This is a genomic window from Acidovorax sp. SUPP950, assembly GCF_030158935.1.
GTDB lineage: Bacteria > Pseudomonadota > Gammaproteobacteria > Burkholderiales > Burkholderiaceae_C > Paracidovorax.
The window spans coordinates 480999-503228 of sequence record NZ_BQXE01000001.1 but is presented as its reverse complement, the minus strand read 5'-3'; the positions used below and the strand labels follow the sequence as shown (position 1 = coordinate 503228).

Sequence of the window (22230 nt, the reverse complement as noted above, 5' to 3'; positions counted from 1 at the left end):
GCGCATGATCCGACATGCTGCGGTGCCGAGCGGCCGCATGCTGACCCCATGTGCAACACATACAAGCCGCCGGCTGACGCCCGGGCGATCGAGCAGGGCTGGGAGATCAGCAATGGCCGAGGAAACGGCCGATGGTGGGACGACGTTCTCTACCCGCGCGGCCTGGGCCCCTTCCTGCGCCGCTCCCGAGATGACGAGGGATTCAGCCGGGAGTTGGTGGTGGGGCAGTGGAGCCTGATCCCGTGGTTTGCAAAGGCAGCCAAGCTGCCGTACCCCACCAACAACGCCAGGTCAGAGGAGATGGCGGCCAAGGCCAGCTACAAGCAGCCCTGGGCCCGCGGGCAGCGCTGCATCATCCCGGCCGAATCATTCGACGAGCCCAACTGGGAGACCGGGCGGAATGTCTGGTGGCGCTTCCGGCGTGCCGACAGTCAGTTGCTGGGCCTGGCTGGCCTCTGGAACACCTGGACCGACCCAGCCACGGGCGAGGTGCACGAGAGCTACACGATGCTGACCATCAACGCAGACCACGACCCGCTGATGAGTCGGATGCACAAGCCCGACAAGAAGCTGCCGCCTGACCAGCAGGACAAGCGGAGCGTTATCCCGCTGGACCCCGCCGACTACGACCAGTGGCTGGCCGGAACGCTCAAGGACGCGCAAGCGCTGCTGCGGCTGGCTCCTGTCGATGTGTACGACGCCGGGCCGGTGGCAGCCTGACCGTCAGTCGGGACGAGCGCCAGGCAGCAGTTGCATGCCGGTGCGCTTGATCAACTCCGCATAGCTGATCGGCCGCCCCACTTGCGCGCTCGGGTCGTTCTGTTGCCAGTGTGCCCACGACTTTTCAGTGTTCGGGTCATAGACCAGCTTGAACAGGTGCGACGGCACGGCCACGCCGCCGGCGCCGATCCGCTGCGCGCCAGGCTCGAAGACCGGCCCGGTGATCACGTACACGTCGCCCCGGGCGCGCATCACGTAGCGCCGCGTGTCTTCCTCGATCTTTGCCCACGGGCCGCCGTTTTGTTTCGGATCCTGCGGCACCATGTTGGCCAGGCTGAACGACTGGGCCATTGCCTCGGGCGTGCCCATGTCGCCGGCAGGAGCCATGTGCCCGCGCGACCAGCCTGAGCCCTTGTAGTCGGCCAGCTCGGCGCGCTCGCCGGCGGGCAGCCTGGCCTCGGCGTAGAAGCGATCGGTGCGCTTCCCGCCGCCGGCCTGCAGGATCTGGCGGTTGAGCCTCTGCGCCACATACACCGGGGTCTTCGTGTTGCCCGAGTGCAGCACGGCGAAGGAGTCGAAGCACAGCTCGCGCAGCTTGGGCGCCGCAGGGGTTACGGGAGGTTGTCCATTCGCAAAGTGCTGGGGGCAGGCTGCAAAACCTGTGGAGGTGGAGGAGGGTGGCCGGGCCTGGGCGGGCGCCACGCCGGGTGCCACGCCGCAGCTGGTGACCTGCAGTCCCACCACGCCGGCGGTGAACAGGGAAATCAGGAACCTCCGGGCCTTGCCGGAGGTGCGATGGATGAGGGTCACTGCCGACGCTCCGGCCGGCTTCTTCTTGCGTTTTTGGGTCATTGCCCGCGAGTCTACCGGCCGCTACCGGCAGCCCGCGGTTAAAGCGTGGTGCCCATCCAGAGCGCCCGGCCAATGATCGAGATCGGCTCGCCATCATCGATCTGGATCGGATCGAAAGACGGGTTGTCCGAAGTGGCAAGCCATCGGCCGTCCTGATTCCGTAGCCGCTTGACGATCAATCCCTCTGCTGGCCGGACCAGCGCAAAGATGCAATCGTGGGCTGGCTCCTTCGTTCCGGTGTCGATCAGCACCACCGCGCCATCCGGAATCGTGGGATGCATGCTGTGACCGCGGACGCTGACGACCCTCGCTTTTGCTGGAGACACCTTGCATTCGCGCAGGAAGCTGGTCGCAAATTTGAGGTTGCCGATCACTTCCTCGAGGCCTTGTACCGCGCCGTCGCCGCCCGCCAAGCGCGCATCGATGCGGAGCACGTCCTGGAATTCTTCGTCAGCTCGAGCAGGCGGCTCTTCGGGTCGCATCGGCCCGACGCCTTTGGCTAGCCATGTTGGGTTGACGCCGAGAAAGGCGGCAGCCGATATCAGGTTGGATCCTTCAATCGTCTTGGACTCCCCCGTGACCCAGCCATTCACTGACGGCGGAGACACGGAACAGGCTTTCGCGAGCGCCTTTTGGGTCTTCTTCGGAGGTCCTGCAAGCGCAAGTTTTACCCGGTCGGCCAGAGTGCTTTGCATTAGGTAAGCCTATGGGAAAAGAGTAAGGCATGCCTATTGACACCATAGTAAGGCATGCCTAATATCGGGGCATGGACGCACTTCATCTCCAGCTCATCGAGGCCCTCGGCGGCACGAACACCGTCGCCGACTTGGCTGGCGTAAAGCCGCCTTCTGTGTCTGGCTGGAAGGAGGCCGGTCGCATTCCTGACGGGAAGTTGATCCGGCTTGCCCCTATAGCGGAGACGCGAGGTGTTTCCAGCAGGAAAGAGCTGTTCCCAAACGACTGGCATCTCATCTGGCCAGAACTAGTCAACGGCTCTTCCGAAGTCGTGGGGCCTCCTTCCGAGGCCGCCCATGGCTGATGCCTGCTCGGTCACTTCGGACTCGAGCGTCCGCAGAACACCGCGCCGCTGCGCCTTGGCCAAGAGCCACGCGTCCCAGTCCGGTTCCCAGTTTCCCCCGTGCTCTTCCTCGACCTCCTCCCTCTCTGGGGCACGGGCTTTCCCGTCGGCGCTTGGTGCGCCGGCGGGCTTTTCTTCCGCATCTGTGGACGCCTTCTTGATGTCCCCCTCTGCAAAGCCAAACGCCTTCCGGCTGCCCTCCGGGGCGTTGGCTGCGCGGGTGGGGGGCATCAAAAAGGCGTTTTTTCGTGTGTTCTGCATGCGAAAAATTTTTGCCCTCTCGCAACCGGTAACTCAACCGGTAACCCCATGAATTTTTCCTTCGAGGCAGCGAATGGAACAACTTGGTCTCCCTCTGTTGGGACGCCTGGAGGGGCCGGCAACGGCTCCTTCACAGCTGGTCTGCATTGCGCAGACATACCGGGAGGCTGTGCGCCTCTCCTGGCGCCTGCGCCGCATCCACTTCGCCACCCAGAGGCAACTGGCTGCGGAAGCTGGCCTGTATGCGCCGCACGTGTCGGACTACTTGGCGGCGGACGACAAGCCGAGCCGGCGCAGTTTGCCGGCCGAGCACATCCCGGCATTTGAGTCGTTCGTCGGCCACACCCTGATTTCCCAGTGGCTGGCCGCGCGCGCACGTCTCACCGTCCTCGAAGAGATCCAGGCCACGAAAGCAGCAGCATGACGATCTTCCCACTCACAACCGCAGTGCTGCAGCAGCACGCGCGCGACGCAGCCGAGCGGGGCATCCCCCTGGCCGAGGCCAATCACTACGAACCTGGCTCGGCGCTGTGGAGCGAGTTCAACGCCGCGTATGCCAAAGCGCTCGGCGAGTGCGAGGTGGCGTGATGCGCGCCCGTGACACCCTCGTCTCGGTGCGCACCCATGCGACTGGCGAGACCCGCGTCGATCTCGTCACCGCAGTTTGCTTTGGCGCGGCCGTCGAGCCTCTCGCACCCGAGGACCAGGAGCGCGAACTGCGCATCCGTGCCCACGGGCAGCTGATGGAGGCCGAGATGCTGGCATGGGAGCGCACTGGCGAGTTCGATGCGCACGGCGCCGCCTCCCACCACCGTGCGCAGATGGAGGCGCTGATCAAGCAGCGGCCTGAGCACGTGCGTGCACGCATGGCGGCGGAGAGGGGGTTGCCCCATGGCTGAATCCTGGATTCGCATGCGCGGAAGCCTGCCTACCAACCCTCGTGTGATCGCCATGGCGCGCGCGCTGCTGGCGGACCCAGATTTTCTGGACTGGTACGGCCACACCGATGTCACGGCTGAATCGTCACGCGCCGTCACGATGCGTCACGTGACGGTCGTGACGCGCGTCACGGTGGGTGCGCTGGTTCCGCTGTGGGCGATGGTCAATGAGTGCGCCGCAGAGGATGGAATATTGCATAAAACGACCCTGTTCGAGGTCGACGCGATGGCCGGCGTGCCAGGTTTCGGCCATGCGATGCGGGCGGTCGGATGGATTTTCGAGACGCCTGATGGTGTGCGCTTTCCCAATTTTCATGAGCACAACACCGTGAAGGAGAGCCGCTCTACAGCTGCAAAGACGCCGGCAGTGCGGGCCAAGGAGTACCGGGATCGCCAGAAGTCTGAGAGTGCAACGCCGTCACGAAATTCGTCACGTGACGGCGTCACGGAAAAACGTGAAGCGTCACGTGACGCCGTCACCACAGATAAGAGAAGAGAAGAGAAGAATATAGAACCCCCTACGGGGGTGCAGGGGGGCGAGCCCCCCACGTCCCCCTCGGGTGTGAAGTTCGAAATCCCCGAGTGGATGCCTGCTCAGCCGTGGGAAGACTTCGTTTCCATGCGCAGGGCCAAGGGCAAGCGCGCCCCGTTCACGGTGGCAGCCGCCAAGGGAATCGTCCGCGAACTGGAGAAATTCCGGGAGCAGGGGCACGATCCTGCGGCTGTTCTGCAGGCGTCCGTGATGAACGGCTGGTCTGGCGTTTTTGCTCCAGGTGGGCGCAATGGCGCGCCTGCCGGCAGCGACTGGACATCGGGGGCGCAATGAACTTCCCCCGCTTCGCCGTCAACGCGCGCAATTTGCTGCAGACACGCCAGAACGGCTTCCGTCCCAGCAATCCCGTCAACGTAGCTTTGGCTGGAGACAACTTCGCGGGCACCACGCTGTACGTCCACGACGACATGCCCAACGACCTGGATTGGCGAATGCTGGTCAACGTCGATGTGTGGGTGTGGGCTGATCGCTCCGTGCCCCTTTCCCGCGTCATCGACACGACCGTCGCCATTTCGCGCGCCATGCCTTCGGGGCTGCTGCTGCGATTCATGGAGGCCGGTGCTGTGCACGACATCGACGTTGGCTCAGGCAACCACCACAACGGCGCCCCCGAAGTGGGCATCCAGCCAGAGCACTCCTTTCTCTGGCTCCCCATCAACGTCTGCGGCAGCGCCCTGGGCTACCGGCTCAAGCGCGCGCTGTGCAGCCCAACTGCAGGAGGAAAACGCAAATGCAGCTGATCGCTGACAACACCAATTTCGAGGACTATTTTGACGAGCAGCAGAACGATGCCGCTCTGGTGAAGCCCGCTAGTGAGTGGTGCGAGCAGGTCATCGACCGCTTTCATGGCGCCAACTCTCAAAGCAGTTGGCAGTCCATCGGCTGGAACAAGACGAATGGCCTTTTCGACCTGAGGCCGGGCGAAGTCACGATCTGGGCGGGCGTCAATGGTCACGGCAAGACCACCTTCCTGTCGAACGTGATGCTCAACATCATGAACGACCACGGTGCGAAGGTCTGCCTGGCGTCGCTGGAAATGAAGCCGGCCGTGAGCATGGCCAAGATGGCTCGACAGGCCATCGGCACAGGCCAGCCCACAGTGGAATACATCCGGGCCTTCCACAAGTGGACCGATGGCCGCCTGTGGATCTTCGACAAGGTCGGGAAAGTGGCTCCGAAGCGGATGCTGGGAGTGGCCACCTACGTGCGCAAGGAACTGGGCATCGACCACTTGGTGATCGACAGCCTGATGAAGTGCGGCCTTGGCACTGACGACTACACCGCGCAGAAGGACTTCGTTGACAGCCTCTGCGCCATTGCCATGGATACCGGGCTGCACATCCACCTGGTGTGCCACATGCGCAAGGGCGAAGCCGAGACAAAAGCCCCGGACAAGTTCGACGTGAAGGGCGCCGGCGAGATCGCCGACATGGCCGACAACATCGTGATCGTCTGGAAGAACGTCCGCAAGACCTCGAAGGACGAGAAAGACCAGAACAGCGACCCCGACGCCTACGTGCGCGTCGCCAAGCAGCGCCACTTCGAGTGGGAAGGCAGCTGGGCCTTCTGGTTCCACAAGGACACCCAGCAGTTCCTCGAATTCCAAGGCGGCCGACCGACCTGCGTGACGTTAGAGGCTCAGGCCTCCGCGTTCCATTGATCCCCCACCCACCACCAACCTGCAACCACCTGAGAGGACATCCACCATGGGCAATTCCGTAACCCCCATCGCCTTCCGCGAACCTACCGATGTGATGCTGAAGCACGTCAACCACCGCAAGCAATTTAACGGCGGTGGCGGTGACACCGTGCAAGGCATCGATCTGAACTTCGAATTCGATCGCCCCAACACCTTCCTGGACAGCCTGTTGCCTGGCCTGCGGGAGTCGCTGTATTGCAACCGCGACGCGGACAACGGTCAGGTAGACCTGGATGGTGTTGATGCACCTCTGCCAAACCTGCGCTACCCGAACCTGAACGGCGGCAGCTACACGCTGATGAAGAAGAAGGACGCCTTCGCAGGCTATGAACTGGGCGTGCAGTTTGGCTTGGGCGATGACATCAGCAACATGCTTTTCGACTGCTGCAAGCTGAAGATCCAGAAGGTCGAAACCAACGAAGGCGGCACCGTCCGCGTTTTCATCCAGGTCAGCTACGGCGGCGATCGCGCCGACGGCAGCACCATCGGCAAGCTGATCGAGCAGGAGGGCGGCGAGGTCACCATCCAGTTGTGGCCGCCAGCTGTGACCCAACCGGTGGAAGAGCCCGAGGAAATGGAAAACCCATTCCCGGTGCAGGAAGCGGACGAGCCGCCGCTGACGGCCGGCGACATCTTCGCCAGCGGGCCCAGCAGCGACCAGGATGCTCACGAGCAATCGGCGGCGCTGGAATCGGACGAGCGCTGAGCATGCTGTTCGTTGGCATCGATCCGGGACTCACTGGCGCATGCGCCGTTGTCGGGCCGCAAGGCCTGCGCGGCGTGTTCGACCTCCCTACCAAGCCGCTCCCCAACGTGGGCCCGAAGGCCATGGTCTCGCGCCAGATCGACGGCCGGCGTTTCGCCGAGCTACTGGCCGAACTGCTGGACCCTGCGGAGGCGCGCACCGCCATCATGGAAGACGTGCAGGCGATGCCAGGCAGCGCCATTCAGACGATGGGCTCCATGATGCACAGCAAGGGCGTGCTCGACGGAGTGCTCGCCGCCAAGGGCATCACGGTGCAGTTCGTGCGCCCCCAGGCCTGGAAGAAGCCGTATGGCCTGACCGCGGACAAGGGGGCTGCCCGGGCCTGCTGCGCCCGCCTGTATCCGACGGCGCCAGTGTCGCGCGTGAAGGACCACAACCGCGCCGAGGCCATCCTCATCGCGCACTACGGTCGGGCGGAGTTGGCATGAGCAGCGATCTCATCCGCATGGCCCGCGAAGCGGGTGCGCCTGACTGGTGGCTCGGCATCGGGATCGATGGGCAGCAGTCTGGCTCGGCCCTCGTGTGGGTTGGACGTCTGGCTGCCTCAGTTGCCGCCGCTGCTGCCGAAGTTGAACGCGAAGAATGCGCCAAGGTCTGCGACCACTACGCGACAGCGCTGGATGGTGGAGACAACCACTATTTGCGCTCAGCGGAGTGCCGCCAAGCCGCCGCCAAGATTCGCTCGAGAGGTCAGGTATGACCACTGAAGCCTTCAGCCGCATGCAGCCCTTCGTGCTCAAGGCCCTGACGGCGGTCAAGCGCCGCCATTGCGCTGAGCCCAACTATGCCCCGGCCGCGCCCGTGGCCGACCAGATCGCCTGCCCCAAGTGCGGTGGCCGCCTGAACTACACGGTCGACACCAAGGGCATGACCTCCGCCCGCTGCGCCAGCGCCGGCTGCGTGAAGTGGAGCCTGCAGTGACCCTGATCCTCGTCCCGCCCGGCCGCGGCCAGTGGCGCACTACCACCGTCCGTATTGACGGCGACCGGACTGCACCCCTGTTTTTCCGGGTGGGGCAACGGATTGAGTTGGGCGGTGTCCTTTTCAGAATTTCCAAGGTGCTTGCATGAGCCGAGAAACCGTTGACGCATTGATCGAGCGGGTGCTGGCTCAACACCCCAGTAATTCGCCGGGCGCCGTGGCCCGCTATTTCGAAGCCGTTCACCAAGAGCTGGCGCCGCTGGCGCGGGAGCTGGAGGCGGAGAACGAGCGACTGCGCCACCAGGTGCAAGGCGGCTGGATATCGGCGAAGGAGTTGCTGGCCACCCGCCAGCGTGCCGTGTTCTCGTGCGGTCGCTGCGGCAACGTGTACCGCGCCGGGGACCAGAACGTGACCATCTACGCAGAAGACGGCGCCGCGAAGTGCAGGCGCTGCAACCCCACCACCGGGCGCGGCGGCCAGGTGATGACCAAAACCATGGAGCCAAAGCAATGACGAAACCCGCATCCATCATGCTCGTGAAGCGCCACCCATTGGACGGCTTCAGCGAGTTCGAGCGGTCGATCATCCGCCGCTTTCTGTTCGACTGCTTCCGCGGCCTGGATGACCAGAACGAGGGCCGTTGGCGCCGCTGGTGGTCCCGCGTGTGGAAGGCGGAGCCCGGTCAGGTCTTCCAGCTCGACAGCGTGATCGAACGCTCCGGCGAGTTCCACAAGCGCCACATGGCCATCGAGCAGCGCCTATTCAACAGCCAGGACTGTTTCGCCAACCTGCCGGCGCTGCGTGCGTGGCTCAAGGTCGGGGCCGCTTTCGTGACTTGGGAGCCCGATGGCCGTGGCGGCATCGTGGCCGTGCCTCGCTCCACCTCCTACGACGCCTGCAGCGACGACGAGATGCGAGAGCTGCACGACGACGTGCTGGTGCACCTGCGCACCCCAGCCTCCCAGGCCCAGCTCTGGCCCCATCTCGGGCCGGCCGCGCGCGCCACGATGCTGGAAAGCGTGCTGGCGGACCGGGAGAAGGGAGAGCAAGCATGACCTACGACGTTGAGAGTAACCACTTCATGATCGGCTGCAGCTGTGCAAGAGTCCAACCGATGAGGTCGACCAGGGCCTTCGCGTCTAAGGCTGCCCTGATCCAGAAGGGGCTTTTCCAGTCCCGCACAAATAGAGGTTTTTGCATTTTTCCCTTTCGCGTGAAGAGGGCATGCGGGATGCGTCCCTACTTCTATAGGGTGACAGGACGCTCCATGCGGGCGCTGATGGGGGCCTCTGCATGAAGCGCACTTCCATGAAGCGCACCGCGTGGCTGCGCACCTCCAGCACCACCGCGAAATCAGAGCCAAATCGGGCGCAGCGCCTTGCAGAACGTGCGCAACGCGCTATGAAAAATGGAGCGGTTTGCGATCCTGTGCAAACTGCCGGAAAACGCTCTCCAGCGCTTATTTCATCGGTGCGAGTAGCTATTAAATATGTAGCGATCAACGGCACCACCGCTGCGCGGCCGCAGGCCAAGTCGGTGGCGCACCGCAACGCCCATCTGCGCGCGATGGCGCGCGGCATGCCCTGCCTCCTGCGCGTGCAGGGCGTGTGCACTCAGGACATCAGCACCGTCGTGTGCTGCCACAGCAACCTGGGCATCCATGGCAAGGCCGGCGCCCGCAAGGCCGACGACCAGTACAGCGTGTGGGGTTGCGCGGCATGCCACCGCTGGCTGGACCAGGGCCCAGCGCCACGGGCGCGCAAGGAATCGGCCTTCATGGCCGCCCACCTTCGCCAGGTGCTGGCTTGGCGCGCCATCGCAATGGACGGCGAATCAGCGAAGGACCGAGCCGCAGCCCAGTGGGCGCTGGCCCTGCTGAATGCGCTGCCGCATATGCCTCCAGCGCAATCAATACAAGGCCTTCAAGCTATTAATTCAGGAGCGAATGCATGACCATCACCCTCGAACAGATCCACTCCCGATGTGAAGAGGTCGGGGACTGCTGGATATGGCAGGGCGCCACCAGCGACACCGGCTACCCGATCATGAAGCGCCATGGCGGCCCCTGCTTGCTGGTGCGCCGCGTGGTGATGCAGCTTACGGACAGGCCGCCCGCAGCAAGGCAGCCCGTCACGGCCGCCTGTGAAGACAAGCGCTGCTGCAGCCCGAAGCACCTTCGGCTGTCCACTCCGAGCAAGGTGGGGAAGCGCGCAGCGGCCAATGGAGCGTTCTCATCCCCGGCCCGTGGCGCGAAGATCGCGGCTGCACGTCGGGCGGCATCTGGGGTAAAGCTCACCTTGGATCAGGCCCAAGAGATTCGGCTCAGCACAGAGTCAGGGCCCGTGCTCGCCGAGCGATACAAGATCCACCGCAGCCAGGTCAACAACATCAAGCGTGGCGAGGCCTGGAAGGACTACAGCAACCCGTTCGCGCGCTTGGGAGCCCGGCCATGAAGAAGCGCCGCCAGTCCAACGTAGCAGTCAACTTGGTCGAGCGCGCAGTCATCGCTGCGCAGTGGCGCCAGAACGTGGCCACCGCACGCATTCACGCGCTGATGGGCGAGAACGCCAGAGAGCTGGTGAACCAGGCCGGGCGCGTCTTTTTTGTCGTGCTCGGCGCCGCAATACAGCAGCGGCTATCTGCAGACCGGCTGGAGCTTCGCATCCTCCGAGGGGCTGTAAACGCTACCCACGACCAAGCAGGCGTTGAGCCCATTGATCCCGTGCGCCGTGCGTCGATCCTGGCCGGACTGGAGGCTGCCGCCAAGATGCTGCACGAACTCCCTCATCCCGCCCTAGTGTGCGCCGCCTGTGTGCTGGCCGCGAAGCTCAAGAATTCAGACGTTTGCATGTCGGACTTTCAAAAGCTGATTGAGGGTGCGACATGACCACAACCACATGCCCCGACTGCGCCCAAGCGCAAACCTCCAAGCACTGGGGCGGCTTCCGCGCCCATTGCAAGGGCTGCACAGTCCGGGCCCTGGCCACCGGCCCTGCTTTCTGGGAATCCCGTTGCGCGTCCCAGATCACCCCCGGCTACCGTGCGGCGCTCGTGTCCGCGTTCGGGGAAGACGGTGTGCAGGCCGGACACCAAGCGGTGAAGACCGAGTACGAGCGCAACCAGGCCATGAAATCCACCGGGAGCTGATATGTCCACCGCAGAAAAGACAACTGCCCAGATCATCTGGGATGCCATCGAGGGGCTCCACCAACAGGGCCAGGTGGCCACCCGTGAGCTGCTGTGCGAGTTGACCGGGCTGAAGATGACCATCGTCGACGATCACGTCGGCCGCATGATCGAAAGCGGGCGCCTGCGCCGGCTGCGCGCCGGGGTCTTCGGCCCGATCGCGGCCATGCCGGAGCCGCGCGCGGTGTCGTCCACCGCCATGCCCGACGGCACTTCCATCATCGAGGTCGGCGACGTGGTGCTCCACCTGTGGCCGCGCGAGCGCCGCGCCCTCGCGACCCTACTCGTGGGCGACGCCGTTCAGTACAGCAACATCCAGGCGGGCATGGAGGCGGGGACCTTGGCCACGGAGCTTGCAACCGACCTGCTGGCGACAAAGCGGGAGATGTCGGCACGGATCCAGGATCTGGAGCGGCAGCTCAACGCCGCGGTGCGCGGCGTGGCCCCCCAGCCCACCCCGCAGCTGAGCCTGCTGTAGAGCAGACCATCCGCTACGCGGCGGACCGGCATCTCTGAACTCGCGTAAAAAGCGCTTGCAATAGTCTACTCAGTAGACTATATTTGCATCCATGGTGATCGCAGTGATTGCCATCGGCGCCTTCCCGTATGAGGGGGCAAGGAAGAAAAAAATGACCGCAGCACAACAAGCAGCCCGGCACGCAGCAACCCACAACGAGGGCGGCTTCGGCTACAACCCCCACGCCGCAGCGGTGGAGCAAGAAGCTCGCGCCAAGGCCGAAGCCCGCATCCAGCACATCATCGACAACATCGGTACTTACCGTCCTAAGTGGGCTGCTGCAGTGGCCAAGCACAGCAAGGGCGGCCAGATCAACGTCGCCGACTTGGCGAAGATCGAAGCCGAGGCTGGCGTGACCAGTCTGGAGATCCAGGCGGTCAAGAGCCGGATGGCAGCCAAGTAAGGAGCGGCCCATGACCATCGCAGCTATCCGCGCAGCGCTGATCGCCAGGTTTGGTGCCCGCAAGTACCGGATCACCGCCTCCGGCGAAATCCATGCCTACGGCACCTTGCCCAACACCAGCATGGACGGCTGGTTTGTCCTGGGCGATGTGCAAACAATCCAGCCCGAGGATCTCGCTTGAGCAAGCTCGCCAAGCTGACCATCACTCGCGGCGGCTCGTGGCGTCTCTACCAGCATGCGGTGCTACCTGGCTGGGAGATGCTGGGCACGGTGCAGCGGGGCAGCGAGATAGGAGCGCTGGCGCGCGCCAAGGCCACGGGAAACCTGGTCATGATGCGCGCCGGAGCGGTCTCTATGCTCAACCAGCGCAAGGCGCAGGCTGCTCTTGATGCGCAGGCTGGTTGACTGGGCTGCTGTCGATTGGCGCAAGCCCAACGCTGTATTGGCTGCAGAGATAGGCGCCTCGGTGCATACGATCATCAAGCGCCGTACCCAATACGGGCACCGAGCAGACCCGCAGCCTTGGGCCCGCCCGGATGTGGCAGCGATCAATCAGCGGCCAGAGCGCAGGGCAGACTCTGCCCGCCAGCAGCCGCAGGCCACCGCTGCGGCCAAAGAGTCAGCAGCCGCAGGGCGCGGCATTCTCAATGTCCACGCGGTCGATTGGGTGTTGCTTTCCCCATCGGGCGAGCAGCATCATGTGCGCAATCTTTACGAGTTCGTGAGGGCTAACCCTGAGCTCTTCGCCGACGCAGATGTGGTATGGAAGCGCACCGGCGGTGCCCGCCGCGCTGGGGGTGAATGGTGTAACGCGACGGCCGGCATCCTCAACATCAAGGGCGGACGCGCCAAGAGCTGGAAGGGCTGGACCCTTGTGCAATGACCTCTGACGAACTCCGCTCCTGGCAATCGCACATGGGCTACACCTACGACACAGCGGCGCAGGCCCTGGGCTTGTCCCGCGCCGGCTACGCCAAGATGGTCCTCGGCAAATCGCCCATCGAGCGCCGCACCGCGCTGGCATGCGCTGCCCTGGCCGCAGGACTGGACGAGTGGCAGCCCACACTGGGTAGCAATACGGCCCCCCTGTAGGGTTCGCCAGAAGTTGCCACCTCCGCAACCATGCGGGGGCAATGGCAACCAATACCCCCGACACCCCAGCACCACACACCGCCGGCGCGGGCGGCGCAGCCGCCCCCGGGCGGCGGCGGGCTGACTGGGAAGCCATCGAGCGCGACTACCGCACCGGGCAGTTCTCGGATCAGGAACTTGCCGACAAGCATGGCAATGTCGTGAGCCGGCAAGCCATCAGTAAGCGCGCCAAGGTGCAGGGATGGCAGAAAGACCTCAGCCGCGAGGTTCGTCAAGCCACGAAGGCAAAGCTGATCGCCGAGCAAGTGGCGGAGCAAGTTGCCGGGGAAGTTGCCGACCGGGTTGCCAAGAGTGGCAATGCAACCGTTCAGGCCGTTCTGGCCGCAGCCGAGACCAACAAGCAGGTCATCCTGGGCCACCGCCGTGACATCGCCAAGGTGCGGGACATCACCATGACCCTGGTGGCTGCACTGGAGACTGCGGCCGCCGAGACCGATGGCGCGAAGCGCCTCCCGCTGGGGGAGCTTGTCCTGACTGCTCAGCGGGCAGGCCAATCGGTGGCTCGGCTGCAACAGCTGGAGCGGGTCGCATTCGGGCTGGATGAGGAGGACGACTCGGCGGGCGCCGCTGGCGTGTCCAAGCTGACCGACGCACAGCGTGCGGCGCGCTTGGCCGCATTGACGGCGATTGCGGCGAAGCGGCGGGAGGAGGGCGGCGATGCAAGCTAGCCCCACGCCAGCCGAGTTGCTGGAACTGGTGAAGCACCTCACCCCGGAGGAGCGTGAAGAGCTGGACGGCCTGTTGACCGAGGGACTGCCGATCTGGCTGCCTCAGGTTGGGCCGCAGATGGCTGCGTTGCAGTCCCTGGCCGACATCCTGTTCTATGGCGGCACGGCCGGCGGCGGCAAGACCGACCTGCTGCTGGGAGCAGCACTCACCGAGCAGGAGCACAGCATCATCTTCCGGCGAGAGGCTGTGCAGCTCATCGGGCTCGAGGAGCGGATGACCAAGATCCTTGGCACTCGCAACGGCTACAACAGCCAAAGCGGGCTGTGGCGGCTGCCTGGGGATCGGGTGATGGAGTTGGGCTCCGTGAAGGAGGCTGACGACTGGATGAAGTACCAAGGCCGCGCCCACGACCTGAAGGGCTTCGATGAGATCACCCACTTTCTGGAGTCTCAGTTCCGCACGCTGATCGGCTGGATGCGGACTGACAACCCCGGCGTGCGCCAGCGCGTCATCTGCGCCGGCAACCCGCCCACGAGCGCAGAGGGCGAGTGGGTCATCCGCTATTGGGCGCCGTGGCTCGACCCGCAGCACCCCAACCCGGCCAAGCCCGGAGAGCTGCGCTGGTTCGTGACCGACGAGCAGGGCAAGGACATGGAAGTGCCCGGGCCTGAGCCGGTGATGGTCGGCAAGGAGCTGATGAAACCCAAGAGCCGGACCTTCATCTCCGCCGACGTTGACGACAACCTATTCCTGCAGATCACCGGCTACAAGGCCACGCTGCAGGCGCTGCCGGAGCCGCTGCGCTCCCAGATGCTGCATGGCGACTTCATGGCCGGTCGCACGGATCCGGTGTGGCAGCTGATCCCCACCGACTGGGTGAAGGCGGCTCAGGCCCGGTGGAAGGAGCGCGAGGCGAAAGGCTTGATGACGGCCATTGGGTTCGACCCGGCGCGGGGGGGGATCGACAAGTCCTGCGTGGCGCGCCGGCATGGCCAATGGTTCGACCAACTGGTATCGGCGCCTGGCGCCGTGACCAAGGATGGGCCCACGGCGGCGGCCTTCGTCGCGCCGTTGGTGCGAGACGGTGCCGTGATAGCAGTCGACAGCATCGGGATCGGATCAAGCGCCCTTGACTTCATCAACGGTCTGGGTCTGCACGTTCACCCCGTGGTGGCATCAGCCGCCAGCACCATGATGGACAAGGCGGGGCAGCTCCACTTCAAGAACCTGCGCGCCGAGATGTACTGGCGCCTTCGCGAAGCACTGGACCCAACGAACCCAGATCCGATTGCGCTGCCGCCCGACCTCGAACTCTTGGGCGACCTCACAGCGGTTCGCTACAAGGTCGTGACCATGGGCAAGCTTGCCGCAATCCAGATGCGCAGCAAAGACGAGATCCGCGAAGTGCTGGGCCGCAGCCCGGACAAGGGTGACGCAGTGGCCATGACCTTTGTGTCCAGCCTGCCGCAACCCAAGCGCGGGCCTCGCGTCAAGAGCTGGCGCGAGCGGCTCGGCAATAGATCAATCAATGGATCGGCCCAGGCCGCATGAACACCATGGCAATGGACCAAGCAGCGAGCGAGAACTGGTACCGCTACCAGTACGGCAAGGACCGCGGGCACATCGAGTACACCGAGCGCGCGGCCCTCTGCGAGCGCATGTACCTCGGTGGGGGCGAGCAGTGGAGCGACGCTGACAAAGAGATCCTACGCAGCCAGGGGCGACCCTTCTACGAGTTCAACGAGGTGATGCCGAGCGTAAACAGCGCGGTCGGGTACCAGATTCAGAACCGCATGGACATCGCCTTCAAACCGCGGGGCGAGCAGGGCGACCTGCAGACAGCCACCATCTTGTCAAAGGTGGCCATGCAAATCGCCGATCGGACCAAGCTTCATTGGGTCGAGACGCAGGTCTTCTCCGACGGACTCATCGAGCAGCGCGGCTACTACGACGTGCGGATGGACTTCAGCAGCAACATGAAGGGCGACGTCGATATTTTCGGCCTTGACCCCCGTGACGTGATTCCAGACCCCGATGCCAAGAGCTACGACCCCGACAAGTGGGGCGACGTCATCGTGACGCGCTGGCTCTCGTTGGACGAGATCGAAAGGCTATGGGGCCGAAAGGCTCGGGACAGGGCTGAGCAATCAGGAGACGAAGGCCAGGACTTCGGTGACATGGACGACGAGGTGCACCGCGGCAAGTTCGGCAGCGATCGTCTGGCGGGACTGTTCGACGCGTTCGCCATGGGGGGCGACAGGCTCAAGCGTTACCGCATCATCGACCGGCAGATCGCTGTGTATGAGTCCACCGACTGCTTGGTCTACCCGGAGACTGGCGACGTGGCGATCATCGCCAACATGGCCCAAGACTCCATTGAGGATGCTCTCGCCAAGGGCGCCGTGCGCGCCAAGAGGATGCGCCGCAGGGTCAAGTGGGTGGTCAGCACCTACACCACCACGCTGCATGAAGGCTACAGCCCATACGACCACTTCACGGTCGTTCCCTACTTCGCTTACTTCCGGCGTGGGAAAACCCGCGGCATGGTGGATGGCGCGATCGGGCCGCAGGAAGCACTGAACAAGGCCGTCAGCCAATACGTGCACATCATCAACACCAGCGCGAACAGCGGCTGGGTGGTCGAGCAGAACTCGCTGACCAACATGGACACCGAGGAACTAGAGGCGGTCGGCGCAAAGACTGGTCTCGTGATCGAGTACCAAAAGGGCACAACTCCTCCGGAGAAGATCCAGCCCAACCAGGTCCCGAGCGGCGTGGACAAGCTCATCGATCGCGCCACCAAGGCCTTGAAAGACGTCACCGTCCCAGAAGCCATGCGTGGCATCGGTGGCAACGATGAGGCTGGCGTGGCCATCCAGGCCAAGCAGTTCGCCAGCCAGCAACAGCTGGCCGTGCCCCTGGACAACCTTGCCTACACGCGCCAGATGCTGGCCACCCGCATCCTGAAGCTGATCCAGCGCTACTACGACAGCTATCGCGTCTTTCGCATCACCGAGACCGATCCCATGACGGGCAAGCCGAAGGAGGAGGTCCTGGAGATCAACAAGTTCGACCCGGAGAGCGGGAAGTATCTCTTCGACGTCACGGTGGGCGAATACGACGTGGTCATCACCGAGCAGCCGATGCAGGTGACCTTCGAGAACAGCCAGTTCAACCAGGCCCTGGAAATGCGGAAGGCGGGGATCAACATTCCAGACCCGACCGTCATCCGCTACTCGAATCTGGCGGACAAGCACGAAATCTTGGGCCAGATGCAGGGCGCCGGTGCACCACCCCCCGACCCCAAGGCAGAGGCGGAAGCCGGGCTCAAGACAGCCCAGGCCGAAAAGACCCAGGCCGAGACCGACAAGGTGCGCGCCGAGACCGTGGAGGTGCGCGGCCGCACGATGTACAGCGCGATGCAGAGCGCCCAGGTACTGCAGCAGATGCCGGGCACAGCCATGGTGGCCGACCAGATGCTGGGCTCGCAGGGTTTTGAGGACCAGGACGCCGGGCCCGCGGTTGCGGCCATGACGGGCGGCCTGCCAGCGGAGCCAGCGCCAGCAGGTCTGATCCCCGAAAACACCGACCCGCTGACGCCCACCAGTCCGGCCGCGGGCTTCGAGGCAGGCATCGAGACGCCAGAGGCTGACGGGGTGCTGCAGTGACGGTTGTGCCGTTCAAGCGCCCTGCGCCCGAAGCGATGACCGAGCAGCACGGCGCTGGTGAGGCTTTCTGCATCGGATGCGGCCACACCTGGGCCGCAGTCGCACCCACTGGCACGCTCTCGTTGCACTGCCCGGCATGCCACAGCGAGAAGGGCCGCTGGAAGTTCGAGTTCGCCCCGTCGCCGGGGCAGATGGTCCGGGAGTGTGGCTGCGGCAACCAGCTCTTCTACCTCACGCCCGATGGACACCTCTGCGCCAACTGCGGGATCTACCAAAGCTACCGACCACCAAGAAGGAAGACCATGACCACCGAGCAAGACTCCTCAGCCGTCCAAGACGGCGCCAACACAGCAGACGACGGCCTGGTGAAAGCCATCGCCAGAGTCGCGCATGAAGTCGTCGCCGCGCACAGCGTAGCCCACGGCGACTACACGACGGAGCCCTGGGAATCGTTTCCCGAGAAGGACAAGGCCCGCACCTGCGCCAGGGTGGCCGCGTTCCTGAACAACCCCGGCCTGCACCCCACTGCCGACCTTGGGCCGGCGGTGGCCACCCTGAGCGCCACGGAGCGCTCAGCCGCCTATGTGTTCCACGGTGTGGTGCATGCCATCGCCCGAGAACAAGCTCGCACCTGATTTCAACCCCCGAAGGAGATCGACATGAAAGGTTCCGTGATGGCTGCTTCCGACGACGACAGGGACTGGCGCGCCGAGGCGGACATGCGCCGGCTGGCCGATGCCGAAGAGATCCGCAAAGACCCCAAGCGCTTGAAGGCCGCACTGGCCAAGGCCAAGGAAAAGATCAGCGAGCTGCAGGCGCTGCAGCCCGAGAAGAAGTAAGCGGCCCTCAACCATCCCAACTACCGACCACCAGAAAAGAGAATGACCATGAACCCACTGCTCCGATTGATCCTTTCCCGTGTGATGGCCCCCGCCGGCGACGAGGGCTCCGACACCGGCGGTACTGCCGCCGGCGGCGATGAAGACCGCGGCGATGTGCTCGACCCCACCCTGACAGTCGACAACCTGGAAGCGCTGGTCCAAGCGAACGCCGACGGCAGCGACGCCGACCACAGCGGCCCCGATGATGCGGCGGCAGACGCCACAGGCGAAGGTGACGACACCACCGACGAGGAACAGGCCCGCCACACCGCCGCAGGCATCCCGAAAGGCCGCTTCAACGAAGTGAACGCCAGGCGCAAGGCTGCTGAAGCCGAGCTCGCCACGACGAAGCAGGAGTTGGCCCGGTATCGGGAACAGGAGGCAGCGCGCGCCGCGGCAGCCAAGGCCCCGAGCCCTGCACCAGCACCGGCTGCCGCCAATGCCCCAGCTTCAGCACCTGCGGGCCCGCTCGATGTGCTAGCAGAGGAGGCCGCGTATATCGAGGCCTTGCTCGAAGGCGACAAGACTGCCGCCATCGCGATCCGCCGCCGGATCAACACTTACCTGCAGGAAGAGGCCAGCACGCGCGCCACGCAGCAATTCACCCAGCGGCAGACGGCGCAGTTGCTCGAAAAGACTGCACAGAACATCACAGCGGCCTACCCATGGCTCAACCAGGCATCGAACGCCGAAGTGCTGGAGCTGATCATGGCCTCTCGGGACCGCAAGATTGCCGGCGGCATGCCAGCGCATCTGGCCCTCGCGGAAGCCGCGGACACGATCGCGCCGCGCTTCGCTCCAGCTGATACCCCCAGTGGGGACTTGCCCGAGGGGGGGAAGGGCAAAGACACTCGCTCTGCAGCTGCATTGGCAAGGGGCGCGGCGGACTCAACCGCTCAGCCACCATCCATCCAGCAGGCAGGAATCGGCCAACGGGCGACCGCGGGCCGCGTGAATGTGAGTCAACTGACCGAGGAGCAATTCGAGGCGCTGACACCAGCTGAGAAGAAGCGCCTCCGGGGCGACTGACGCTCAGGGCCAGCGGGAGCCACCCGCCTGCTGGCCATCCTCTCCAGGGTGATTCCGTCCCCCACGGCAGGACGCAAATCTCCGCCCGGCGCTCTTGGCCGCCTCAAGTCCATGTCTCCGCATTGGCAGCGCACGCCTCAGTCCGTAACCAATCCGAGGAGCATGGCATGAGCCTTACCAATTTCGCGGCGCTGACGCCGCAACAAAAACTCGTCTGGTCCCGCGACGTGTGGCAGGCTGCCCGCGACCAGATGTTCGTCAAGCGCTTCCTGGGCACTGGCCAATCGGCCATGATCCAGCGCATCACCGAGCTGACCAAGACCGAAAAGGGCGAGGCAGTGATCATGCATCTGGTGGCCGACCTGGTCGAAGATGGCGTGATTGGCGACAACGAGCGCGAAGGCAACGAAGAGGCGATGCAGTCTTTCGCGCAGACGGTGACCATCGATCTGATCACCCACAGCGTGCGCAACAAGGGCAAGCTGTCCGACCAGAAGACGGTTATCAACTTCCGTGAAATGGGCCGTGACCGTTTGGCGTACTGGCTCGCGAACCGCATTGATCAGCTGGTCTTTCTCACGCTTTCCGGCATCAGCTACGCGTACCAGAACAACGGCGCGCTGCGTGTGGGTTCGCCCTTCCCGAACCTGGCCTTCGCCGCCGACGTGTCCGCCCCGTCGGCCAAGCGCTCGCTGATGTGGACCGGCACCGACCTGGTGCCGTCCACGACCGGAAGCATCACGTCGTCGTTCCTGCCCAGCTACAAGATGATCGTGGCTCTCATCGCCTATGCGAAGGAGAACTATGTGAAGCCTCTGATGGAAGGCGGCAAGGAGTACTACGTGCTGCTGGTCGCTCCGGGGACTCTGGCCGCGCTCAAGACCGACCCAGACTACCTGCGCGCCGTCACTGCGGTGGCCACGAAGTCTGGCACCGATTCGCCCTGGTTCACCGGTGCCACCGTGACCGTAGATGGCGCAGTGCTGCATGAGCATCGTCTGGTCTACACCACGAAGGGCGCGGCCGCTGGCTCCAAGTGGGGCGCGGGTGGCAACGTGAACGGCACCCGCACCGTGCTGTGCGGCGCCCAGGCATTGGGCATGGCGGACCTGGGGCCGGCGGAGTGGACCGAAAAGGAATTCCAGTACGACAGCCAGCAGGGCATCAACATCGACAAGATGTTCGGCCTCCTGAAGCCGAAGTTCTACTCGATCTACAACAAGACGGTCGAAGACTTCGGCACCGTCGCGGTGGATCACTTCATCGGCTGACAGCCGCCGCCGAAAGGGGCTTCGGCCTCTTTCCTCCCTCCCGTTGATGATGAAAGGAGGCCCTCATGGCCCTGAAGAAAAACTCCGGTCGGCAAGAGCTGATCGTCGCTCACCTCATCGTTGGCTTCGCCGACCCCGCCTATGGCACTGCCGAGAAGGCCATCGAGCTTCCACCAAACGCCGTGATCGTCGGTGGAGACGTGACCGTTGGCACGCCCTGGAACAGCGCCACCACCGCGACGCTGAAGCTGGGTGACGCCACCGACGACGACCGCTACACGCCCACCCCCATCGATCTGAAGACGGCGGGCCGCACGGCCTTGGTTCCTGTCGGCCTGAAGTACTCGACGCTGGACTTCCTGACAGCCCTCGTCGCCCAGACCGGCGCTGCCGCCACTGCAGGCTCCGCCCGCATCGCCATTCAGTACTACGTGGAAGGCCGTGCTGCCTTCGCGCAGGGCTGATCAGTTCTCTTGTGGTCAGGCCGGCAACGGCCCTTACCCGGCGGCCCAGCGCTGCCGGGTCTTTTCAAAGGACACCATCATGAAATTCCATGCCCCCACCCATGACCCGCTGCACGTCGCGCTGACGTCCGGCCACACGGCAGTTGTTACGCACGAAGGCGTGACGCTGGATCCGATGTTCCATCGCGAGGCTGTCGCCCGCGGCGCTGTTCCTGAGTCGATGTTCGCACTCGCGGCGAATGGCTCGGACGGCCGGCTTGACCTTGGCGCGTTGCCGCAGCATGTGGCTGACTCCTTCACCGACCCCAACAACGCCTCCGCCGCCCGCTCGGCGCTGATCCGCTCCACGCTGACCCAGATGATGGATGGGAGCAACGAGGGCGACTTCAACGCCGACGGAAAGCCGAACCTCAACCGTCTGAAAGCGCGTCTGGGCTTCGAGATCACGCGCGAGGAAGCCGACGCCGCCTTCGAGGACGTCGCGGCAGGCTGATCGCAATGAACGTCGCCGATTTCCTGGCCGCATTCCGCGCCGACCTGCAGGACGAAGAGCAGCCGTACCTGTGGAGCGACCAGGAACTCGTGCGCTACCTCAACGCTGCGGTTCAAGAGGCCAATGAGCGCGCGCTGCTGACCGAGGACCGTAGCACCCCCGCAGTCTGCGTGATCCCTCTGCAGGCAGGTGTTGCCACCTATGCGTTGCACCCGAGCGTGCTCCAGGTCAAGCGCGTGACCCTGCGCGGGCGACCGCTGGATGAAACCAGCATCGAATCGCTGGACTGCGAATACCGCGACTGGGAATCCCGCAACGGCCATCCACGTCGGTTCATCTTCGCGCAGGCCAGCGGCTCGATGCCCCCGCAGCTTCGGCTCGTTTCCACGCCCGTTGCTGCGGATGTGGTGAATCTAACGGTCTACCGCGGTGCGTTGAAGCCGCTGTGCGAGGATCGAGACACGGAGAAGCCAGAGCTGCCCGTTCGCTTCCATGAGCAGCTGAAAGACTGGGTGTACCGATGCGCTTACCTGAAGCAGGATGCGGAGACCCTCGACAAGGCCAAGGCGGCCGACTTCGAAGCGATCTTCGTCGGGAATTTTGGGCAACGCCCCGATGCCAACGTGCAGCGCAAGCAGCGCGATCGCAGGTCGCCAATCGTCCGATTCACTTGGTAGGCGGCACCCCCCGATAGGGTTTCCCGAAAAC

The 22230-nt window shown here is 64.4% G+C and carries 38 protein-coding genes; 35 read left to right on the top strand and 3 right to left on the bottom strand.

Features of this window, described 5'->3' with window-relative positions:
• The first annotated feature begins 48 nt into the window (after positions 1–48).
• The gene (locus AVME950_RS02455) at positions 49–720 is read left to right on the top strand and encodes an SOS response-associated peptidase (RefSeq protein WP_284428632.1); all 672 of its coding nucleotides are present in this window, start codon (positions 49–51) and stop codon (positions 718–720) included.
• 3 nt (positions 721–723) lie between these two features.
• Here AVME950_RS02455 and AVME950_RS02450 read toward each other — a convergent pair whose 3' ends face one another.
• Together AVME950_RS02450 and AVME950_RS02445 are read right to left on the bottom strand one after the other, a co-directional pair.
• A complete protein-coding gene (locus AVME950_RS02450) occupies positions 724–1479 on the bottom strand; it encodes a DNA/RNA non-specific endonuclease (protein ID WP_502869375.1) in 756 nt (251 codons plus the stop codon).
• A 131-nt stretch (positions 1480–1610) separates the two neighbouring features.
• Positions 1611–2267, bottom strand: coding sequence for a S24 family peptidase (locus AVME950_RS02445; protein ID WP_284428630.1), 657 nt, complete (start codon positions 2265–2267; stop codon positions 1611–1613).
• Positions 2268–2338: 71 nt separating this feature from the next.
• Here AVME950_RS02445 and AVME950_RS24285 point away from each other — a divergent pair, with 71 nt between their 5' ends.
• Complete coding sequence (locus tag AVME950_RS24285) at positions 2339–2611, top strand: carph-isopro domain-containing protein (RefSeq protein WP_349817223.1); 273 nt, start codon at positions 2339–2341, stop codon at positions 2609–2611.
• On the opposite strand, the gene AVME950_RS02440 is transcribed toward AVME950_RS24285, so the two are convergent.
• Positions 2555–2911 carry a hypothetical protein gene (locus AVME950_RS02440; RefSeq protein WP_284428629.1) on the bottom strand — a complete coding sequence of 119 codons (357 nt, stop codon included), beginning with the start codon at positions 2909–2911 and terminating at the stop codon, positions 2555–2557. The two genes, AVME950_RS24285 and AVME950_RS02440, sit on opposite strands and share 57 nt — an antisense overlap.
• A gap of 73 nt (positions 2912–2984) precedes the next feature.
• On the opposite strand from AVME950_RS02440, the gene AVME950_RS02435 reads away from it, so the two are divergent.
• The 33 genes from AVME950_RS02435 to AVME950_RS02275 all read left to right on the top strand — a co-directional run bounded on the left by AVME950_RS02435 (position 2985) and on the right by AVME950_RS02275 (position 22199).
• Positions 2985–3335, top strand: a complete 351-nt coding sequence (locus tag AVME950_RS02435) for a hypothetical protein (RefSeq protein WP_284428628.1) — start codon at positions 2985–2987, stop codon at positions 3333–3335.
• Positions 3332–3499 carry a hypothetical protein gene (locus AVME950_RS02430; RefSeq protein WP_284428627.1) on the top strand — a complete coding sequence of 56 codons (168 nt, stop codon included), beginning with the start codon at positions 3332–3334 and terminating at the stop codon, positions 3497–3499. The genes AVME950_RS02435 and AVME950_RS02430 overlap by 4 nt, the downstream gene beginning before the upstream one ends.
• A complete protein-coding gene (locus AVME950_RS02425) occupies positions 3499–3810 on the top strand; it encodes a hypothetical protein (RefSeq protein WP_284428626.1) in 312 nt (103 codons plus the stop codon). Before AVME950_RS02430 ends, AVME950_RS02425 begins: the two co-directional genes overlap by 1 nt.
• Complete coding sequence (locus tag AVME950_RS02420; protein ID WP_284428625.1) at positions 3803–4675, top strand: phage replication initiator YdaU family protein; 873 nt, start codon at positions 3803–3805, stop codon at positions 4673–4675. The genes AVME950_RS02425 and AVME950_RS02420 overlap by 8 nt, the downstream gene beginning before the upstream one ends.
• Positions 4672–5142 (top strand): hypothetical protein, encoded by a 471-nt coding sequence (locus tag AVME950_RS02415; RefSeq protein ID WP_284412583.1) that lies wholly within the window; start codon positions 4672–4674, stop codon positions 5140–5142. Before AVME950_RS02420 ends, AVME950_RS02415 begins: the two co-directional genes overlap by 4 nt.
• Positions 5133–6062 carry a DnaB-like helicase C-terminal domain-containing protein gene (locus AVME950_RS02410; RefSeq protein WP_284428624.1) on the top strand — a complete coding sequence of 310 codons (930 nt, stop codon included), beginning with the start codon at positions 5133–5135 and terminating at the stop codon, positions 6060–6062. The genes AVME950_RS02415 and AVME950_RS02410 overlap by 10 nt, the downstream gene beginning before the upstream one ends.
• Positions 6063–6108: 46 nt before the next feature.
• On the top strand, positions 6109–6807 hold the full coding sequence (locus AVME950_RS02405) for a hypothetical protein (protein ID WP_284428623.1): 699 nt from the start codon (positions 6109–6111) through the stop codon (positions 6805–6807).
• Positions 6808–6809: 2 nt separating this feature from the next.
• Entirely contained in the window at positions 6810–7295 is a 486-nt protein-coding gene (locus AVME950_RS02400) for a RuvC family protein (protein WP_284428622.1), read from the top strand.
• Positions 7292–7567 carry a hypothetical protein gene (locus AVME950_RS02395; protein WP_284428621.1) on the top strand — a complete coding sequence of 92 codons (276 nt, stop codon included), beginning with the start codon at positions 7292–7294 and terminating at the stop codon, positions 7565–7567. Before AVME950_RS02400 ends, AVME950_RS02395 begins: the two co-directional genes overlap by 4 nt.
• Positions 7564–7788 carry a hypothetical protein gene (locus AVME950_RS02390; RefSeq protein WP_284428620.1) on the top strand — a complete coding sequence of 75 codons (225 nt, stop codon included), beginning with the start codon at positions 7564–7566 and terminating at the stop codon, positions 7786–7788. Before AVME950_RS02395 ends, AVME950_RS02390 begins: the two co-directional genes overlap by 4 nt.
• Entirely contained in the window at positions 7785–7937 is a 153-nt protein-coding gene (locus AVME950_RS02385) for a hypothetical protein (RefSeq protein WP_284428619.1), read from the top strand. The genes AVME950_RS02390 and AVME950_RS02385 overlap by 4 nt, the downstream gene beginning before the upstream one ends.
• Positions 7934–8302 carry a hypothetical protein gene (locus AVME950_RS02380; protein ID WP_284428618.1) on the top strand — a complete coding sequence of 123 codons (369 nt, stop codon included), beginning with the start codon at positions 7934–7936 and terminating at the stop codon, positions 8300–8302. Before AVME950_RS02385 ends, AVME950_RS02380 begins: the two co-directional genes overlap by 4 nt.
• Positions 8299–8844 carry a hypothetical protein gene (locus AVME950_RS02375; protein WP_284428617.1) on the top strand — a complete coding sequence of 182 codons (546 nt, stop codon included), beginning with the start codon at positions 8299–8301 and terminating at the stop codon, positions 8842–8844. Before AVME950_RS02380 ends, AVME950_RS02375 begins: the two co-directional genes overlap by 4 nt.
• A 373-nt stretch (positions 8845–9217) precedes the next feature.
• On the top strand, positions 9218–9742 hold the full coding sequence (locus AVME950_RS02370) for a nuclease domain-containing protein (protein WP_284428616.1): 525 nt from the start codon (positions 9218–9220) through the stop codon (positions 9740–9742).
• On the top strand, positions 9739–10242 hold the full coding sequence (locus tag AVME950_RS02365) for a hypothetical protein (protein WP_284428615.1): 504 nt from the start codon (positions 9739–9741) through the stop codon (positions 10240–10242). The genes AVME950_RS02370 and AVME950_RS02365 overlap by 4 nt, the downstream gene beginning before the upstream one ends.
• Entirely contained in the window at positions 10239–10676 is a 438-nt protein-coding gene (locus AVME950_RS02360; RefSeq protein WP_284428614.1) for a hypothetical protein, read from the top strand. The genes AVME950_RS02365 and AVME950_RS02360 overlap by 4 nt, the downstream gene beginning before the upstream one ends.
• The gene (locus tag AVME950_RS02355; RefSeq protein WP_284428613.1) at positions 10673–10936 is read left to right on the top strand and encodes a hypothetical protein; all 264 of its coding nucleotides are present in this window, start codon (positions 10673–10675) and stop codon (positions 10934–10936) included. The genes AVME950_RS02360 and AVME950_RS02355 overlap by 4 nt, the downstream gene beginning before the upstream one ends.
• A gap of 1 nt (position 10937) precedes the next feature.
• Entirely contained in the window at positions 10938–11453 is a 516-nt protein-coding gene (locus tag AVME950_RS02350) for a hypothetical protein (protein WP_284428612.1), read from the top strand.
• A 91-nt stretch (positions 11454–11544) separates the two neighbouring features.
• Positions 11545–11895 (top strand): hypothetical protein, encoded by a 351-nt coding sequence (locus AVME950_RS02345; protein ID WP_284428611.1) that lies wholly within the window; start codon positions 11545–11547, stop codon positions 11893–11895.
• Between the two features lie 10 nt (positions 11896–11905).
• A complete protein-coding gene (locus tag AVME950_RS02340) occupies positions 11906–12076 on the top strand; it encodes a hypothetical protein (protein ID WP_284428610.1) in 171 nt (56 codons plus the stop codon).
• Positions 12073–12300 carry a hypothetical protein gene (locus AVME950_RS02335; RefSeq protein ID WP_284428609.1) on the top strand — a complete coding sequence of 76 codons (228 nt, stop codon included), beginning with the start codon at positions 12073–12075 and terminating at the stop codon, positions 12298–12300. Before AVME950_RS02340 ends, AVME950_RS02335 begins: the two co-directional genes overlap by 4 nt.
• On the top strand, positions 12284–12778 hold the full coding sequence (locus AVME950_RS02330) for a hypothetical protein (RefSeq protein WP_284428608.1): 495 nt from the start codon (positions 12284–12286) through the stop codon (positions 12776–12778). The genes AVME950_RS02335 and AVME950_RS02330 overlap by 17 nt, the downstream gene beginning before the upstream one ends.
• Positions 12775–12987: a hypothetical protein gene (locus AVME950_RS02325; RefSeq protein ID WP_284428607.1), complete on the top strand. Its 213-nt coding sequence runs from the start codon at positions 12775–12777 to the stop codon at positions 12985–12987. The genes AVME950_RS02330 and AVME950_RS02325 overlap by 4 nt, the downstream gene beginning before the upstream one ends.
• Positions 12988–13028: 41 nt before the next feature.
• The gene (locus tag AVME950_RS02320; protein WP_284428606.1) at positions 13029–13715 is read left to right on the top strand and encodes a hypothetical protein; all 687 of its coding nucleotides are present in this window, start codon (positions 13029–13031) and stop codon (positions 13713–13715) included.
• Positions 13705–15267, top strand: a complete 1563-nt coding sequence (locus tag AVME950_RS02315; RefSeq protein WP_284428605.1) for a terminase — start codon at positions 13705–13707, stop codon at positions 15265–15267. The genes AVME950_RS02320 and AVME950_RS02315 overlap by 11 nt, the downstream gene beginning before the upstream one ends.
• A 5-nt stretch (positions 15268–15272) precedes the next feature.
• Positions 15273–17384 carry a portal protein gene (locus AVME950_RS02310; protein ID WP_284428604.1) on the top strand — a complete coding sequence of 704 codons (2112 nt, stop codon included), beginning with the start codon at positions 15273–15275 and terminating at the stop codon, positions 17382–17384.
• 302 nt (positions 17385–17686) lie between these two features.
• Complete coding sequence (locus tag AVME950_RS02305) at positions 17687–18019, top strand: hypothetical protein (RefSeq protein ID WP_284428603.1); 333 nt, start codon at positions 17687–17689, stop codon at positions 18017–18019.
• A gap of 24 nt (positions 18020–18043) precedes the next feature.
• On the top strand, positions 18044–18223 hold the full coding sequence (locus AVME950_RS02300; protein WP_284428602.1) for a hypothetical protein: 180 nt from the start codon (positions 18044–18046) through the stop codon (positions 18221–18223).
• 48 nt (positions 18224–18271) lie between these two features.
• On the top strand, positions 18272–19294 hold the full coding sequence (locus AVME950_RS02295; RefSeq protein ID WP_284428601.1) for a hypothetical protein: 1023 nt from the start codon (positions 18272–18274) through the stop codon (positions 19292–19294).
• 167 nt (positions 19295–19461) lie between these two features.
• Entirely contained in the window at positions 19462–20565 is a 1104-nt protein-coding gene (locus AVME950_RS02290; protein ID WP_284428600.1) for a N4-gp56 family major capsid protein, read from the top strand.
• 65 nt (positions 20566–20630) lie between these two features.
• A complete protein-coding gene (locus AVME950_RS02285) occupies positions 20631–21029 on the top strand; it encodes a hypothetical protein (RefSeq protein ID WP_284428599.1) in 399 nt (132 codons plus the stop codon).
• A gap of 79 nt (positions 21030–21108) precedes the next feature.
• Positions 21109–21522, top strand: coding sequence for a hypothetical protein (locus AVME950_RS02280; RefSeq protein WP_284428598.1), 414 nt, complete (start codon positions 21109–21111; stop codon positions 21520–21522).
• Positions 21523–21527: 5 nt separating this feature from the next.
• The gene (locus AVME950_RS02275) at positions 21528–22199 is read left to right on the top strand and encodes a phage adaptor protein (RefSeq protein WP_284428597.1); all 672 of its coding nucleotides are present in this window, start codon (positions 21528–21530) and stop codon (positions 22197–22199) included.
• The last annotated feature ends 31 nt before the right edge of the window (positions 22200–22230 follow it).

Excerpts from the sequence above, each read along its gene's own strand:
- AVME950_RS02455 (WP_284428632.1), top strand. The coding sequence starts at position 49 with ATGTGCAACACATACAAGCCGCCGGCTGACGCCCGGGCGATCGAGCAG.
- AVME950_RS02445 (WP_284428630.1), bottom strand. The coding sequence starts at position 2,267 with ATGCAAAGCACTCTGGCCGACCGGGTAAAACTTGCGCTTGCAGGACCT.
- AVME950_RS24285 (WP_349817223.1), top strand. The coding sequence starts at position 2,339 with ATGGACGCACTTCATCTCCAGCTCATCGAGGCCCTCGGCGGCACGAAC.
- AVME950_RS02440 (WP_284428629.1), bottom strand. The coding sequence starts at position 2,911 with ATGCAGAACACACGAAAAAACGCCTTTTTGATGCCCCCCACCCGCGCA.
- AVME950_RS02435 (WP_284428628.1), top strand. The coding sequence starts at position 2,985 with ATGGAACAACTTGGTCTCCCTCTGTTGGGACGCCTGGAGGGGCCGGCA.
- AVME950_RS02430 (WP_284428627.1), top strand. The coding sequence starts at position 3,332 with ATGACGATCTTCCCACTCACAACCGCAGTGCTGCAGCAGCACGCGCGC.
- AVME950_RS02425 (WP_284428626.1), top strand. The coding sequence starts at position 3,499 with ATGCGCGCCCGTGACACCCTCGTCTCGGTGCGCACCCATGCGACTGGC.
- AVME950_RS02420 (WP_284428625.1), top strand. The coding sequence starts at position 3,803 with ATGGCTGAATCCTGGATTCGCATGCGCGGAAGCCTGCCTACCAACCCT.
- AVME950_RS02415 (WP_284412583.1), top strand. The coding sequence starts at position 4,672 with ATGAACTTCCCCCGCTTCGCCGTCAACGCGCGCAATTTGCTGCAGACA.
- AVME950_RS02410 (WP_284428624.1), top strand. The coding sequence starts at position 5,133 with ATGCAGCTGATCGCTGACAACACCAATTTCGAGGACTATTTTGACGAG.
- AVME950_RS02405 (WP_284428623.1), top strand. The coding sequence starts at position 6,109 with ATGGGCAATTCCGTAACCCCCATCGCCTTCCGCGAACCTACCGATGTG.
- AVME950_RS02400 (WP_284428622.1), top strand. The coding sequence starts at position 6,810 with ATGCTGTTCGTTGGCATCGATCCGGGACTCACTGGCGCATGCGCCGTT.
- AVME950_RS02395 (WP_284428621.1), top strand. The coding sequence starts at position 7,292 with ATGAGCAGCGATCTCATCCGCATGGCCCGCGAAGCGGGTGCGCCTGAC.
- AVME950_RS02390 (WP_284428620.1), top strand. The coding sequence starts at position 7,564 with ATGACCACTGAAGCCTTCAGCCGCATGCAGCCCTTCGTGCTCAAGGCC.
- AVME950_RS02380 (WP_284428618.1), top strand. The coding sequence starts at position 7,934 with ATGAGCCGAGAAACCGTTGACGCATTGATCGAGCGGGTGCTGGCTCAA.
- AVME950_RS02375 (WP_284428617.1), top strand. The coding sequence starts at position 8,299 with ATGACGAAACCCGCATCCATCATGCTCGTGAAGCGCCACCCATTGGAC.
- AVME950_RS02365 (WP_284428615.1), top strand. The coding sequence starts at position 9,739 with ATGACCATCACCCTCGAACAGATCCACTCCCGATGTGAAGAGGTCGGG.
- AVME950_RS02360 (WP_284428614.1), top strand. The coding sequence starts at position 10,239 with ATGAAGAAGCGCCGCCAGTCCAACGTAGCAGTCAACTTGGTCGAGCGC.
- AVME950_RS02355 (WP_284428613.1), top strand. The coding sequence starts at position 10,673 with ATGACCACAACCACATGCCCCGACTGCGCCCAAGCGCAAACCTCCAAG.
- AVME950_RS02350 (WP_284428612.1), top strand. The coding sequence starts at position 10,938 with ATGTCCACCGCAGAAAAGACAACTGCCCAGATCATCTGGGATGCCATC.
- AVME950_RS02345 (WP_284428611.1), top strand. The coding sequence starts at position 11,545 with ATGGTGATCGCAGTGATTGCCATCGGCGCCTTCCCGTATGAGGGGGCA.
- AVME950_RS02340 (WP_284428610.1), top strand. The coding sequence starts at position 11,906 with ATGACCATCGCAGCTATCCGCGCAGCGCTGATCGCCAGGTTTGGTGCC.
- AVME950_RS02330 (WP_284428608.1), top strand. The coding sequence starts at position 12,284 with ATGCGCAGGCTGGTTGACTGGGCTGCTGTCGATTGGCGCAAGCCCAAC.
- AVME950_RS02325 (WP_284428607.1), top strand. The coding sequence starts at position 12,775 with ATGACCTCTGACGAACTCCGCTCCTGGCAATCGCACATGGGCTACACC.
- AVME950_RS02320 (WP_284428606.1), top strand. The coding sequence starts at position 13,029 with ATGGCAACCAATACCCCCGACACCCCAGCACCACACACCGCCGGCGCG.
- AVME950_RS02315 (WP_284428605.1), top strand. The coding sequence starts at position 13,705 with ATGCAAGCTAGCCCCACGCCAGCCGAGTTGCTGGAACTGGTGAAGCAC.
- AVME950_RS02310 (WP_284428604.1), top strand. The coding sequence starts at position 15,273 with ATGGCAATGGACCAAGCAGCGAGCGAGAACTGGTACCGCTACCAGTAC.
- AVME950_RS02305 (WP_284428603.1), top strand. The coding sequence starts at position 17,687 with ATGACCACCGAGCAAGACTCCTCAGCCGTCCAAGACGGCGCCAACACA.
- AVME950_RS02300 (WP_284428602.1), top strand. The coding sequence starts at position 18,044 with ATGAAAGGTTCCGTGATGGCTGCTTCCGACGACGACAGGGACTGGCGC.
- AVME950_RS02295 (WP_284428601.1), top strand. The coding sequence starts at position 18,272 with ATGAACCCACTGCTCCGATTGATCCTTTCCCGTGTGATGGCCCCCGCC.
- AVME950_RS02290 (WP_284428600.1), top strand. The coding sequence starts at position 19,462 with ATGAGCCTTACCAATTTCGCGGCGCTGACGCCGCAACAAAAACTCGTC.
- AVME950_RS02285 (WP_284428599.1), top strand. The coding sequence starts at position 20,631 with ATGGCCCTGAAGAAAAACTCCGGTCGGCAAGAGCTGATCGTCGCTCAC.
- AVME950_RS02280 (WP_284428598.1), top strand. The coding sequence starts at position 21,109 with ATGAAATTCCATGCCCCCACCCATGACCCGCTGCACGTCGCGCTGACG.
- AVME950_RS02275 (WP_284428597.1), top strand. The coding sequence starts at position 21,528 with ATGAACGTCGCCGATTTCCTGGCCGCATTCCGCGCCGACCTGCAGGAC.